The sequence below is a fragment of the Archangium lipolyticum genome, assembly GCF_024623785.1.
Classification (GTDB): domain Bacteria; phylum Myxococcota; class Myxococcia; order Myxococcales; family Myxococcaceae; genus Archangium; species Archangium lipolyticum.
Map to the genome: position 1 here is coordinate 1 of NZ_JANKBZ010000019.1, position 13,996 is coordinate 13,996.

6 protein-coding genes are annotated in these 13,996 nt (G+C 71.9%); 2 read left to right on the forward strand and 4 right to left on the reverse strand.

From position 1 onward, the window contains the following. Positions 1-250 precede the first annotated feature (250 nt). Genes NR810_RS32365 through NR810_RS32380 form a run of 4 tightly spaced genes read right to left on the reverse strand, consistent with a single transcriptional unit; the run spans position 251 to position 9,176 of the window. Complete coding sequence (locus tag NR810_RS32365; protein WP_257458298.1) at positions 251-1,273, reverse strand: AAA family ATPase; 1,023 nt, start codon at positions 1,271-1,273, stop codon at positions 251-253. After that, complete coding sequence (locus NR810_RS32370; protein WP_257458446.1) at positions 1,270-4,278, reverse strand: non-ribosomal peptide synthetase; 3,009 nt, start codon at positions 4,276-4,278, stop codon at positions 1,270-1,272. Before NR810_RS32370 ends, NR810_RS32365 begins: the two co-directional genes overlap by 4 nt. Further along, entirely contained in the window at positions 4,275-5,147 is an 873-nt protein-coding gene (locus NR810_RS32375) for a phytanoyl-CoA dioxygenase family protein (protein WP_257458299.1), read from the reverse strand. Before NR810_RS32375 ends, NR810_RS32370 begins: the two co-directional genes overlap by 4 nt. Before the next feature lie 54 nt (positions 5,148-5,201). Further along, on the reverse strand, positions 5,202-9,176 hold the full coding sequence (locus NR810_RS32380; RefSeq protein WP_257458300.1) for a serine/threonine-protein kinase: 3,975 nt from the start codon (positions 9,174-9,176) through the stop codon (positions 5,202-5,204). Positions 9,177-9,361: 185 nt separating this feature from the next. On the opposite strand from NR810_RS32380, the gene NR810_RS32385 reads away from it, so the two are divergent. Together NR810_RS32385 and NR810_RS32390 are read left to right on the forward strand one after the other, a co-directional pair. Next, positions 9,362-11,113: a sigma-54-dependent transcriptional regulator gene (locus tag NR810_RS32385; RefSeq protein WP_257458301.1), complete on the forward strand. Its 1,752-nt coding sequence runs from the start codon at positions 9,362-9,364 to the stop codon at positions 11,111-11,113. Between the two features lie 146 nt (positions 11,114-11,259). Further along, positions 11,260-13,971 (forward strand): VWA domain-containing protein, encoded by a 2,712-nt coding sequence (locus tag NR810_RS32390; protein WP_257458302.1) that lies wholly within the window; start codon positions 11,260-11,262, stop codon positions 13,969-13,971. Positions 13,972-13,996: the final 25 nt, after the last annotated feature.

Here is a 13,996-nt window from a genome sequence, read left to right on the forward strand (position 1 = left end):
AGCGAAGCTACTGCTGCCGTCATCTCCTTCCTCATGACTCTATAAGTCATGGAATGCGGCGCACCATTCCCCCGGTTGGCCAAATGTGGCTAATGCTCAGCTCTGGGAGAGGGCGGGGGGTGAGGGTGGTCGCCTCCGTGTCCCGATTCCCGTGGGGCCCTCAGTATGGGGAAATACCCTCACCCTAGCCCTCTCCCAGAGGGAGAGGGGACATACACGGGACCTCGGGATTCTTCGTGGATGCTCTTCGTCAGGTGCCCGTGCCGGGTTTGAGGAGCGACTCCACCGCTTCCTTCGCCCGCTCGAAGCGCTCGTCCCATGAGCCGCTCAGCTTCACGTAGCGCCGGCCTCTCGACTTCAGGGCGTTCTCGCAACGCTCCAGGAACGAGATCCGCTCGTTCGGCAGGTAGCGCACCGGATCCGCTACCCACGGCACGTCCACGTCCGTCAGCAGGTAGAGATCATAGTCGCGCCGCTCCGCCTCCTGACGGATGAGCTCCGGGCACTCCCCGAAGAACACCTCGCTCCAGATGGTCGTCGTCAGCACGTCGGTGTCGCAGATGATCACCCGGTTCGCGCCGCGCACCAGCGCGTCCTCCGCCGCCACCTGCCCGCGCGCGATGCGCGTCATGTCCGCCAGCTCCATCTTGTCGGGACCCTTGTGCTCCAGCAGGATCCGCGCGTACTCGGGCACCATCACCGTCTCGAAGTGCTCCGCCAGCCGCTTCGTCAGGGTCGACTTCCCCGTCGACTCCGGGCCGAAGACGCACACGCGCCGCGCGAAGTAGGGCCGCACGCACCTCGGCAGGTAGCGCCAGTGTGTCCACGGGTCGTTGCGGATCGCCGTTCCGCTCACCGGCACCGCTCCCCGCGCGATGTCCACCGGCACGAACTCGGCTCCCAACACCTCCGCCAGCTTCGCGCCGTACCCCTCCGAGGCGAACACGTAGTCCGGTTTCACCGGCAGCACCCGCCGCAGGCTGTCCCGCCAGATGTCCCAGAACTGGGGGTGCTCGTGCGGATACTGCGGGTTCTCGTCCGTCAGGTGCACCACCCGCACGTCCGGGAAGAGCTCCCGCATCCACTCGTAGCGCAGCTCCCCGGGAATGGGCTCGGCCTTCAGCGTGCCCACCACCACCGTCAGGTCCTTCACGTACTCGCGCGCGAACTCGACCAGGAAGACGTGCCCCAGGTGCGGCGGCATGAACTTCCCGAGGACCATGCCCGTCCCCTGGCGCGCCCCCCCCGCGACTCGAATGCTCTTCGTGCTCATGATGTGCTCTCGGCTCGCCCGAACGTATACCGGAGATAGGTGTGTAGCAGTGCCTCGGTGACCGGCGGGCACTCGAGCCCCGAGCCCGCCAACCCCGCGCGCGCGTGCTCCATGCCGAACTCCGCCCCCGTCGCCTGGAAGAGATCCAACGTCCGGTGCCGCTCGAAGGCTCCCCCGGACAGCCCCCGGCAGAGCGCCAGGTACGCGGCCGCCTCGGCCGAATCCCCTCCCTCCCGGGAGAGCCCGGCGAGCCGCGCCCGCCACTCCTCCTCCGGCACGGTGGCGAGGGGAATCCCGAAGGAGCGCAGGGCCTCCACCAGCACGGGCAGTGACAGCGGCCGGGGATTGGCCAGGTGGAAGGTGCGCGAGGGCTCCGGCGGTGTCGCGTGCAGGGACAGGTGCGCCACCGCCGCCGCCGCGTGGTCCACGGGCGTGACGTCCACCGCGAGCCCCTCGCCCGCGCCACGTGGCACGCAACCGAGCGAGGCCACCCCACGGAAGAACAGGGACAGGAAGTCGGTGGGAGAGGCGTGCCCCGTCCGCGTGTCCCCCGTGACGAGGCCGAGCCGGTAGTACGTGATGGGTCCCGCGTCGCCCCGGGCGGAGCGCAGGAGGTGCTCGGCGGCCCATTTCGTCTGCGCATAGCCGCCAAAGACACGCTGGGGGCCGCGCAGCTCGTCCGTCTCCTCCAGCCGCCCCGTGTTCCTGTCCGTGGACACGAACACCGAGAGCGTGGAGATGTAATGCAGCGACTTGCGCCTTCCCTCGGCCAGCAGGCGCAGCGCCTGCTCCGTGCCTCCGACGTTCGCCTCGCGCAGCGCGTGGTACGGGAGCACCATGTTGACCTGGGCCGCGCAGTGGTAGACGTGACCCACCTCGCGGGTGAGCCGCTCCCACGCGTGTTCCTCGAGGCCCCACCGTGGGCGCGCCACGTCTCCCCGGAGCGCCACCAGGCGCGCGGCCTCGTCCAGGGAGGCGGGGGTGCCCCGTGTCTCCAGGACGCGCAGCAGGCGCTCCCGGGCGTCCTGATCATCCCGGCCTCGGACGAGGCAGAGCAGCCGGGCCCTGGTGCGTCGCAGCAGCTCGTGCAGCAGCCGCGCGCCCAGGAAGCCCGTGGCCCCCGTGAGCAGGATGCCGCCACCAGGAGGTGCCTCGGGCCGCTCCCGCGCCGCACGCAGGAGGGGCTCCCATTCGGGCCCCAGTGCCACGTCCGCGCGCAACTCCTCCGCGCTCATGCCTCCGTCATCGGCCGGCCTCGGCTCGCTCGCGTCCAGGTGGGCCAGCAGCTCGGCGATCGTCGGGTATTGGAGCATCGCCACCGGCCGCAGCGGCAGCCCGTGGGCCTCGGCCGCCGCGACGACCTGGAGCACTCCCAACGAATCTCCACCCAGCGCGAAGAAGTCGTCCGTCACTCCCACGGGCTCCACGCCCAGCACCCGCTCCCAGAGCTCGCACAGCAGTTGCTCCCGCTCCGTGGTGGGCGGCTCGTGGTCCCGCGACTCGCGCCGCGCCGTGAGTGGCAGGCGGGAGAGCGCCTCGAAATCCACCTTCCCCGTCACCGTGCGTGGCAGGTGCTCCAACGATTCGAAGCGCTGCGGCAGCATCCATCGGGGCAGTACGCCCGCGAGATGCGCGCGCAGCACCTCCGGAGCTGGGGGTTCCCCAGAGGTACGTGGCACCACGTAGGCCACCAACACGGGGCGTGCCGTGTCTCCCACGGCTCCGAGCGGGCGCTGGAGGACCGCCGCGTCCTGGAGGCCCGGGTGGCGCAGCAGGTGCGCCTCCACCTCCTCCGGCTCGATGCGCAGCCCCCGCAGCTTGAGCTGACGATCCACCCGGCCGAGGAACTCCACCTCCCCCTCCGCGTCCTCCACCACGCGGTCCCCCGTCCGGTACAGGCGCTCGCCACCGTGCTCGATGAAGCGGGCCGCCGTGAGCTCGGGACGGTTCACGTATCCGCGTGCCAGCCCCACCCCTCCGAGGTACAGCTCCCCGGGAGTACCCGGCGGTACGGGCTCGCCCCGCTCGTCGAGCACGCGCCAGTGCATGTTCGGAATCGGCCGGCCGAGCAGCGGGCGCGTCCACGTCTCCGGGTCGCACACACAGAGACTGGTGCAGATGGTGGCCTCGGTGGGGCCGTAGACATTCACCACGCGCAGGTGACGCGCCCAGAGCCGGACCCGCTCGGGAGGACAGGGCTCGCCTCCAATGACGAGCACGCGCAGCGTGGGGGGCCGTGCCTCCGGCTCGAAGGCCCGCAGGAGCGACGGGGGCAGATCCGCGTGCGTGATGCGCCATCCGGCCAGCAGCGACATCAGCCCGGGTCCGGGTTGGAGCGCATGCGCGGGGGGCAGGCAGAGCGTCGCGCCGGACAGGAGCGCCGTGCCGATGTCCGACAGCGACGCGTCGAAGCTCGTTGACAGGTAGAGGGTGGCGCGGCTCGTCTCGTCGAGCGCGAAGGCGCGGATCTGCGCGAGCAGCAGGTTGACCAGCCCCGTGTGCGGCACGAGCACGCCCTTGGGCGTCCCCGTCGTCCCCGAGGTGTAGATGACGTAGGCCAGGTCGTCGGGGCGCGGCGGCTCGCCCGGAAGCTCGTCGGCCGGGGCTCGCTCCGGGACGTCCTCGAGCAGGACGATACGGGACTCCAGGCCCTCGACCCGGGGCTCCACGCCTCGACGTGCCAGGACCAGCCGGAGCCCGCAGTCGCGCGCCATGAAGCCGAGCCTCGTGGCGGGCAGCGTGGGCTCCAGCGGCACGAACGCCGCTCCCGTGCACCACACCCCGAGCAGGGCGATGACGTACTCGGGGGACTTCTCGATGAACAGCCCGACGATGTGCTCGGGCCCCGCCCCGAGCCGCCTCAAGTGCGCGCCGAGCGCGGTGGCCCGTTGGAGCAGCTCCGCGTAGGTGACGCGGGTGTCCTCCGACTCCAGTGCGACCCGGTGCGGGTGCGCGGTGGCGATGGCGCGCAGGTGCTCCAGGAAGGTACCGGCGGGCGGGCTCAGGGTGAGCCTCCAGCGGAGGCCGCCGTGGGAGGGAGGTAATCCTCGAGCGCCGAGCCGGTCGAGCGGTTGTCCACGTCGGGAGCGCCGAGGCCCCGGCGGTGGTCCTCGAGATGGACGACACGGAAGTCGACGCTGAAGCGCGTGCGCCCCGAGATGTGAGGGCGCGTGCCGTGCAGGTGCGCCGCGGAGAAGACGAGCACCTCGCCCGCCCGGCACGCGAAGCCGAGCTCCCGCATCCCGTCGAGTGGGACGGTGGCCGTGGGATACTCGGCGTTCACCTTCCGCTTCGGGTTCTGCCACCCCGCCTGGGCCAGCCACGTCCGGTAGTCGAAGGCGGCGGAGGAGTTGGGCACCGGCCGCTCGAAGACCTCGGGGAAGAAGGTGAACGTCTCCTCCTCCGAGGCGTCGTGGAGCGCGAGCCACCAGTTGAGCTGCGTTCGCGGGTTGGCGTACCAGGTGTCGCGGTGGACGAAGTAGGCCGGAGCGGCGGCGGGAATCTCATGTCCGCGGTGCAGCACGCCGCGCAGCCGGGGCACGTCGATGGCGTACTCGCCCGGCTCCAGTCCCGCGGCCGCCAGCACCGCGCGAGCCCCCTGGTGCAGCCGCGCATCCCCGGCCAGGACGCGGCGCACACGTCCCAGACGCTCGAGGTGCTCGGCGGGAGGCAGGTGGAACTGGGCTTCGCGCACATCACCCACGTCCCGGAAGGTCTCCGCGAGCAGCCCGTTCACCTCTCGTACCAGTCGCAGTGAGGCCTCACCAGGCGCCAGTTTGTAGAGGGCCCCGGCGTAGAGCGCCCGCCGGAAGGCCTCGGGGTCGGACGGTGGCTGCGTCTGGATGCGAAACGGAGAGGGGGTGTCCGGGCTCATGGGGGTGCCCCATGAAGGAAACCACAAGGTGGGTGGGCCGATGAAGGTGGGGGTCTACAGGCCGAGGGTTTCGCCCCAGCGCTGGCGGGCCAGCTCGAGGACGCGGACGTTCTCGGGCACCCGCCGCAGGAAGCGCTCGCGGATGGCGGCGTCGGGCATCTCACCGGCGCGGGCACGCACGCACCTCAGGGCACTGCGCAGGGCTTCCTCTCCTTCGGAGGTGGCGCCCTCGGCGAAGCAGGACTCGGCCAGCACCTGGAGCAGGCCCACCTTGGCGATTCCTCCGTCGCCTGTTTCCTTCAGCTCCCGAAGCGCGAGCTCCACCTCGTGGCGGGCTTCGGCCGAGCGTCCCTGGGCGAGCAGTATCCCCCCCAGCACCCAGCGAGCGAGGACGATGAAAGACCCGAATGGAGCCAGGGTCTCGCACGCCAGGCGCACCAGGGCCTCGGCCTCGGTGATGGCGCCTTCTCCCGCCACCACCCGCGCCAACACCAGCTGCGCGGAGCCCAGGTGCACCCGGTTGGAGAGCCGCGCCTCCACCCACTCGAGTGCCAGGGCGCGGGCTTCCTTCTGGTGGGCCGGCTCGGGACTGGCCGCCAGCACCTGCATCAGGTTGTTCCGGGTATGCGCGATGCCGAAGAGCTGCCCCACCCGTGTCGCCACTTCCAGGCCCTGCCGTCCCAGCGCCAGGGCTCCCTCGAAGTCTCCGAGCGCCAGCAGCGCCTGGGACTCCCACGCGAGGGCCGCCACCTCGTCGCGGTCCGAGCCGACCTCGCGGAAGGCCTGGCGGGCCTTCCCGGTCCAGGTCAGCGCCTGCCAGGGTCCTCCCTCCAAGCACAGGCTCCGGAAGCCATGGACGACGCATCTCCAGCCGCGCACGATGGCGTCCCAGGTGATGAGCTCGGAGCCCGTGCGCTCCAGCCGCTCGAAGAGCGCGTCGGATTCGGCGATGGCGCCCATGTAGCATGTCATGGTGCCCATGAAGCACAGCGCGAGGTGGTAGGCGCCTCGGGCCTCGGGCTCCGGCTCGGTGTCGAGCAACAGCCGGTACAGGGCGAGCAGGTTCTCCCTCTGCCCGCTCTGGCCGTAGCCCATGCCCAGCCCACCGAGCAGATGGCTCCACCGGGCCTCGCCCGGCTTCAGCCTGGGCAGCACGGCGCTTCCCACCTCGTACAGGGTGGCGAGGTCGTCCATCCAGAAGGCCGCGGTGGCCCGCAGCGCATGCAGCCGCACCCAGGCCTCCTCGCTGGGGCCCAGTCGCAGGGCCGCCTCCATGCACCGCTCCATGCCTCGCATGTCGTGGCGCTCGAAGAGCTGCTCGGCGGCCCGGGTGTAGAGGTGGATGGCGCGCTCGGGCTGTTGGCCCAGCGCGGCATGCTCGGCGAGCACGCGCGGGTCGCTCTCACCGGCGTTCTCCAACCACGCTCCCGCCAGCTGGTGCCCGACGGGCTTGTGGCTGTCTGCCACCAGCCCATGGGCCGCGTCCCGCACCAGCGCATGGCGGAAGCGGTATTCGGCCTCGCCGGGGAAGCGGCTGGCCGGTTGCGGCTCCACCCATTCCAACTCCACGAGTTGCCGGAGCTGTCCGTCCAACTGCTCGGGGGAGCGCTTCTCGCCCAGCAGCGCGCCCACGCCGTTGGACCAGAAGGTGCGGCCGTAGATGCTGGCGGCCAGCAACACCTGCCGGGCTCCGGGCTCCAGCCGCATCAGGCGAGCCTGGAGCATGGCCAGTACCGTCTCCGGCGCGCTGCCCCCGCGTCCCTCGGCCACCCCGCGGATGAGCTCCTCGAGGAAGAGGGCATTGCCCGCGGCCTGCTCGACGAGCTGTTGGATGACGGAGTCGGGCACGTCCGCGCCGAGCACCTCGCGCACCAGGCGCGCTCCCGCCTTGCGACTCAATCCTCGCAGCGGCATCGGCTGCAGGCGCCTCGATACCGGGGAGGAGGCGAGGAGCTGATCGACCTCGGGCCGCGCCAGGGCCAGTACCATGAAGGGCTGCTCGGACAGCTCCCGCAGCGCCTCGTCCACCAGCCGGAGGGTGAGGATGTCGCCCCAGTGCAGATCCTCCAGCACCAGGAGCACCGGATGCCGGGCGCACTCGGCCTGAAGGAAGGACACCAGCGCCCGGTCCACCTGGGCGCTCATCAGTCGCGGATCCCCACGCGCCGCGCGCAGGCGCGGGCTGTGCTCATCGGAGAAGGGAATGCCACACAGTTCTCCGAGGAATTCGGCCACCTCCCGGGCCTGGGCCTCGGGCAGGTGCTGGCCGAGACGTTGGAACAGCCGCCCCCGGCGGGCCTCGAGCGGCTCTCCGCCGGAGAGGCCGCACAACCGGCGCAAGGCCTGGGCGAGCAGGCCATCGGCCGAGCCCGCGCTCATGGGATCTCCACGGCCCAGCAGCACCAGGGGAGGCGGCTGGTGGCGCTCCAGGCGGCGGAGGAACTCATGGCGGAGCCGGGACTTGCCGGCGCCAGCCGGAGCCGTCACCAGCACGGCCTGCGCGGTGGATTCCTCCACGCAGTGGGTGAAGGCCAGGTCCAGCAGCGCCAGTTCCTGCTCGCGGCCCACGCAGGGGGTGGGCTTGCCCAAGAGGGGGCGGGACTCGTCGACGCCCAACTGCTCGCCCCGCAGCAGGATGACGCCCGAGTCATGCCGGGTGAGCAGGAAGCCGGGGCCGAGCAGCCCCGCCGTCACCTCGTCCAACAGCACCGGAGTGGAGTCCGGGGGCAGCGACTCCACCTGGCGCAGCAGCAGGCCGGCGCGGTTCATGGCCTCCCCCACGGGCAGGTGGTCGTCCAGGGCGCCACGGCCGGTGGTGAGCACCACGGCGGCTTCCGGCCAGCGCTCCATCAGTGAGATGGCGCAGCGGGCGGCGAGGGCCGCGGGATCGGTGGCGGAGCCGCGGGAGGCCACCAGGGTGAGCACGAGGGCCCCATCGGCCAGCAGCTCCACGCGGGCTCCCTGGGGGGCCAGCAGGGCGCGCAGGGAGTCACGCAGCGCCAGCCGCGAGTCCTGCGGCCCGGGGGCATGCCCGGCGGTGGCGCGTGGAGCGGCCAGCATCACGGTGACGAGCTGTTGCTCGGCATGGGACAGGCAGGGCGGACGCGTGCCTTGGGGCGCGGCGACGCCGGGCCCCGCCTCCAACCGCGTCTGGAGTTCCTCCAGGGCCTTCATGAGGCTGGAGGCCTCTGGAAGCCTGCGCGCGGGCTCCTTGGCCAGCATGTGCCCGAGCAGCTCCTGGAAGCCGGAGGGGAGCTGGGGGCACAGCTCGCGCAGGGGCACGGGCTCGGTGAAGAGAATCTTGGCCAGGGCGGCCATCAGGTGGGGCGCGGAGAAGGGGGGCTTGCCGGTGAGGCACTCGTAGAGGACACAACCCAGGGAGAAGACGTCGGCGGCGGGGGTGAGCTGCCCCTGGCCCGACACCTGCTCCGGCGCCATGTAGCCCGGAGTGCCGAGCAACATCTGGCTGGCGGTCATCACGGTGGAGGGCAGCACGTGGCGGGCCAGGCCGAAGTCCAGCAGGACCACGTCCTCGGTGCGGGCATGGCGCAGGAAGAGGTTGGAAGGCTTGAGGTCGCGGTGGATGACGCCTTGCTGGTGGGCCGCGGCGAGGGCCTCGGTGGTGCGGCGCAGAAGGGCGAGCGTCTCCCGCGGGCTCAGAGGCGCGTGGGAGAGGCGCTGGGCGAGGGTTTCGCCCTCCAGCCACTGCATGGCGAGGAAGGGCAGCCCCTGCTCGGAGTGGCCGTGCGCGACATGGGCGACGATGCCAGGGTGGCGCAGCGCGGAGAGCAGCTCGGCCTCGCGGGTGAAGCGCCGGGGCGCAGTGGCGTCAGGGGAGGGGTGCAGCAGCTTGAGGGCCACGCGCTGGCCAGAGAGCGCGTCCGTGGCGCGATAGACGGTGCCCATGCCGCCGTGGCCCGCGAGGGCTTCCAGGGTGAAGCGGCCAGCGATGATGGTGCCCGCCGGCAGCAAGGGGGCCTGTGGCGCGAGTGGCTCGGCCGGGGCCTGGCGGGTGGAGAGACTGTCCATGAGGGCTGGAGTCTAGCAGTCCGCTGACCGCTCGATTCGCGGTGCGGCTGCTTCCATGATTCCAACAGAGTGAGAGGCTGACGACTTCAACGGTTGTACTCGTGGTTCCTGGTTGGTCGGGGGCGGGGATGTCATCCTGGGTGATCTCCCATCATGGGAACGCCGCACCGAGACAAGGGGAGGCAATGACCGAGGAACTCTCATCCCTCACCACCGCGCTGCTCTCCGCGAGGCACTTCGAGCAGGCCGCGCTCACGACGTTGCGCACGCTGTTGCGGATGGCTGGGCAGGCGCTGGAGGCCAGCCGCTTCGCTGGACAGGGCTCGCTGCTGCGCGCGGTGGTGCACTTGCGGCCGGAGGATGCCTACAGCCGGTTGATGGCGCTGGAGCGGGAGGCGATGGAGACCCCGTCTCCGGGGGATGTGGCGCGCCCCCTGGCCAATGGGCCCCAGACGGCGCTGCTGGCCTCCGCCTCCGCCTGGCGCGCGGTGGTGGAGCACGGTTGTGCCGTCTCCATCGACGTGGGACTGGGCACCTTGCGGCCCCACCAGGCACCGGCCCTCAGCCTCTCCAGGCCGCTCCTGGGGGCGGCCTTCTCCTCCGAGAGCCAGCAGCGGCTGCTCAGCCGTGAGGCCACACACGTGTGCGTCCTGCCCCTGCGTCTGCCCGGCGGGCGTATCGAGGGGATGATCGCCCTGGAGGCGAGCTGCATGGCGGCGCTCGGCCAGGAGTTCATCTGGTTGGGAGTGGGTCCCCGGCTGCAGCTCGCCGTGGACCTGGCGGCCCCCTTCCTCAAGGGCTTGCCGCCGCGCCCGGGCGCCATGCCGGAGACGGACGAGTACCTGCCCGTCGTCGGCTCCTCCATGGCCAGCCTGATGGCGGTGCTGCGCGTCTTCGCTCAACAGGAGGAGACGCTCCTCATCAGTGGCCCCACGGGGGCCGGCAAGTCCCGTCTGGCTCGCTGGTGCCACGAGCGCTCCCCGCGCCAGCCGCGCCGCTTCGAGAGCCTGGACCTGATGATGATCCCCGAGGAGCTGCAGATGGCGGAGCTCTTCGGCTGGCGCAAGGGGGCCTTCACGGGAGCGGTGAAGGACAACCCCGGCTGCCTGGCGCGGGCCGAGGGCGGCACGCTCTTCATCGATGAGATCGACAAGCTGTCCCTCAAGGCCCAGGCGGGGCTGTTGCGTGTGTTGGAGGAGCGCACCTACCGGACGCTCGGAGACGCCGGGAGTGAGCAGCGGGCCAACGTGCGCTTCATCATCGGCACCAACGCGAACCTGCTCGAGTCGGTGCGCAAGGGCACCTTCCGGGAGGACCTGTACTACCGCATCAACGTGCTGCCCGTGCGGCTCCCTCCGCTGGACGAGCGGCGGGATGAGATTGGTCCCTGGGCGCGCTACATGCTGACGCGCCACCACCGGGAGAAGCGTTCGGGGGGGGAGGCGCGTCTGGCGCCGGAAGCCGAGAAGTGGCTGGAGCAGGGCTCCTGGCCAGGCAACCTGCGGCAACTCGACAACCTCATCCGCCGCGCCTACACGCTGGCCCTCGTGGAGCAGGGGAGCACCACCTCGGAGTTGGTGCTGCGCGAGGCCCACATCCAGCAGGCGCTTGCTTATGAAGGAGGGGCGAAGGACTCGCCCCTGTTGGATGCGCTGAGCCAAGCCGCGCGGGCCTTCGTGCTGGAGGCGCAACGGCGGCAGACTCCACTCGACATCGACCTGGCCGAGAGCCTGCGGGGCTTCGTGCTGGCCGAGGCGGTGCTGCAGGTGGGGCGGGACGAGGCCTTCCGGCTGCTGGGACGGGAGTCGCTGGTGAAGAGCCGCAATCACCAGAAGGCGCTGAAGCAGGAGCTGAAGAAGGCCGAGGCGCTGTGTCTGGAGTTGGGGCAGGCGGTGCCGCCCGCGCTGACGCAGGCGGGCGGCGGCGAGTCCTCCTGAGGGGGGCTCCTCTCACGGAGCTACCTGGAGCGGCTCAGGGGCCGCTCGCGCGGTGGTCGTTGGCGCGGGGGGGGGCGTCTCGCCCCCGGTAGGGGTGCACCCTCTTTCACGGCCCTATTCCGGTGGGTAGCATGGTGTGACCCCGAATGAGCTTCTCCCTGCCCCAGGCGCTGGTGCTCCTCCTGCCGTTGGGCCTCTTCCTGTGGAAGCTCGGCCGGCGTCCCGGCCCTCCCATGGCCCTGCGCTGGGCGCTGCTGCTCCTCGGCGTGGGCGCGCTCGCCGGCCCCGAGCTGCTGCTCCGCCGCGCGGGCAGCGACGTGGTGGTGGTGGTGGACCGCTCGCGCTCCATGCCCGCCGACGCGGGACGCGTGGCCTCGGAGCTGGTGGGCCTGTTGGAGACGCAGCGGCGGCCCGGGGACCGGGTGGGCGTCATCTCCTTCGGGCGCGAGGCCCGGGTGGAGCAGCCGCTCTCCGAGTCGGGGCGCTTCGGTGGTTTCACCCGGCCCGTGGACGCGGAGGCCTCGGACGTGTCGGCGGCGCTGGACGCGGCGGGCGCCCTCATTCCCCCGGGCCGCACCGGCCGGGTGCTCGTGGTGTCCGATGGCCGGGCCACCGGCGCGGACGCGAGGGGCGCGGCCCGGCGGCTCGCCGCCCGAGGCATTCCCGTGGACTTCCGCCAGCTCGCCCGCGATGACGCGCCGCTCGACCTGGCCGTCCTCTCGCTGGACGTGCCGTCCTTGGTGAAGGCGCACGAGCCCTTCCAGATGACGGGAGTGGTGCAGGCCTCGCAGCCCGTCTCCGGCACGGTGCGCCTGGAGCGCAACGGCCAGGTCCTGGTGAAGGGGCCCTTCGAGTTCCGCGCCGGGCCCAACCTGCTGCCCTTCCGTGACCTGGTGGAGGAGCCGGGGCTCGCGGCCTACCGGCTGACGGTGGAGGCGCCGGGAGACGGCGTGGTGGAGAACGACGTGGGGCAGGCGGTGCTGCGCGTGGAGGGTCCTCCCCGGGTGCTGCTGCTCACGGATCAGCCCGAGGGCACCCTGTCCAAGGCCCTGCGCACGGCGGGGCTGGTGCTGGAGGTGCGCGCGCCCTTCCCCCTGACACTGGATGCGCTGGACGGCGTGGGCACGGTGGTGTTGGAGAACGTGGACGCCAACCGGCTCGGTGAGCCGGGGCTCGGCGCGCTCGCGGCCTACGTGGAGCAGGCCGGTGGCGGACTGGTGATGACGGGGGGCCGCTCCAGCTTCGGCGAGGGAGGTTACCGCCGCTCGCCCGTGGAGCCGCTGCTTCCAGTGTCGCTGGAGATGCGCGAGGAGCAGCGCCGCACGGCGCTCGCCATGAGCGTGCTGATGGATTGCAGCTGCTCCATGGGCGTCCGTGTCCCGGACGGGCGCACGAAGATGGAGCTGGCCGCCGAGGGCGTGGTGGGCGCCCTCTCGCTGCTCAACGAGAAGGACGAGGTGTCCGTGCACATGGTGGACACCGAGGTGCACGAAATCTTCCCCATGAGTCCCGTGGAGGAGGGGCTTCCGCTGAACGAGGTGTCGCGCGGCTTCAGCGGTGGTGGCGGTATCTACGTGGGCGAGGCGCTGCGCGAGGGCAAGGAGCAGATCCTCGGCAGCGACAAGGCCACGCGGCACGTGCTGCTCTTCTCGGACGCGGCGGACTCGGAGGAGCCGGACGACTACCTGAAGACGCTCGCGAGGCTCCAGGGCGAGAAGGTGACGGTGTCCGTCATCGGCCTGGGCTCGGAGAAGGACGTGGACGCGGCGCTGCTCAGGGAGATCGCCGCCAAGGGGGGAGGCCGCATCTACTTCGCCGAGGACGCGACGAGCCTGCCGCGCATCTTCAGCCAAGAGACCATCGCCGTGGCGCGGGCCACCTTCGTGGACGAGCCCGCCTCGCTGGAGGCCGCGCCGGACCTGCCGCTGCTCGGGAGGCTGCCGGCGCTGGGGCTGCCCCAGGTGGGCGGCTACAACCTCACGTACCTGCGGCCGCGCGCGAGTGTGGCCCTGCGGACGCTCGACGACAACGCGGCGCCGGTGCTGGCGCTATGGCCGCGCGGCGCGGGGCGCACGGTGGCCTTCATGGCCGAGGTGGATGGCGAGTTCACCGGCGAGCTGCGCTCCTGGAGCGGCCTGCGCCCGGCGCTGGAGGGCATGGTGCGCTGGGCCATGGGCGGGACGGGGGAGGCGGGCGAGGCGGTGGCGCGCTCGGAGCGGCGGGGCAACCTGCTGCGGGTGACGCTGGACTTCGCTCCGGGAGAGGCGCTGCCGGGCGCGCTGCCCTCGCTGGTGCTGCTGCCGGGAGACGGGCGGAGCCAGCCGGTGGAGGTGCCCATGCGCTGGGAGGACGAGGACCGGGTGGCGGCCGAGTACACCCTGCCGGGCAGCGGCACGTGGCACCCGGTGGTGAAGCTGGGCGCGCGGGTGCTGCGGGCCCCTCCGGTGACGCTGCCCTACGCGCCCGAGTTCGAGCCCGGCAACTCCCAGGAGGGTCTGGAGGTGCTGCGCGGGGTGGCGGCCGTGGGCGGTGGCGTGGAGCGTTTGTCCATGGCGGGCCTCTTCGAGGATGCCCCCGAGTCCGAGGGCCGCGTGCCGCTGGCACCGTGGCTGGTGGGTCTGGCGGTGGCGGCGCTCCTGGCCGAGGTGGCCGTGCGCCGCTTCCTGTCGGGACCCAGGCCCCGGCGCGCGGTGGCTCCCTCGGTGGCGGCCGTGGCGGCGCCGGGTCCGACGGCTCCGGCCGCCCCGAGTGCCACCCCCGAGGAGACGAAGCCTGGCGACGCGCGCGCCGCCGGGGACGGCGTGGACTCGGCGCTGGAGGCGGCCCGCGAGCGCGCCCGTCGCAGGATGGGGCGCTGACCCGAGTCTTCACTGGCCACCTACC

Bases quoted from the DNA above. Each gene is read 5' to 3' on its own strand.
- NR810_RS32380 (WP_257458300.1), bottom strand. From the start codon at position 9,176: ATGGACAGTCTCTCCACCCGCCAGGCCCCGGCCGAGCCACTCGCGCCA.
- NR810_RS32375 (WP_257458299.1), bottom strand. From the start codon at position 5,147: ATGAGCCCGGACACCCCCTCTCCGTTTCGCATCCAGACGCAGCCACCG.
- NR810_RS32365 (WP_257458298.1), bottom strand. From the start codon at position 1,273: ATGAGCACGAAGAGCATTCGAGTCGCGGGGGGGGCGCGCCAGGGGACG.
- NR810_RS32390 (WP_257458302.1), top strand. From the start codon at position 11,260: ATGAGCTTCTCCCTGCCCCAGGCGCTGGTGCTCCTCCTGCCGTTGGGC.
- NR810_RS32385 (WP_257458301.1), top strand. From the start codon at position 9,362: ATGACCGAGGAACTCTCATCCCTCACCACCGCGCTGCTCTCCGCGAGG.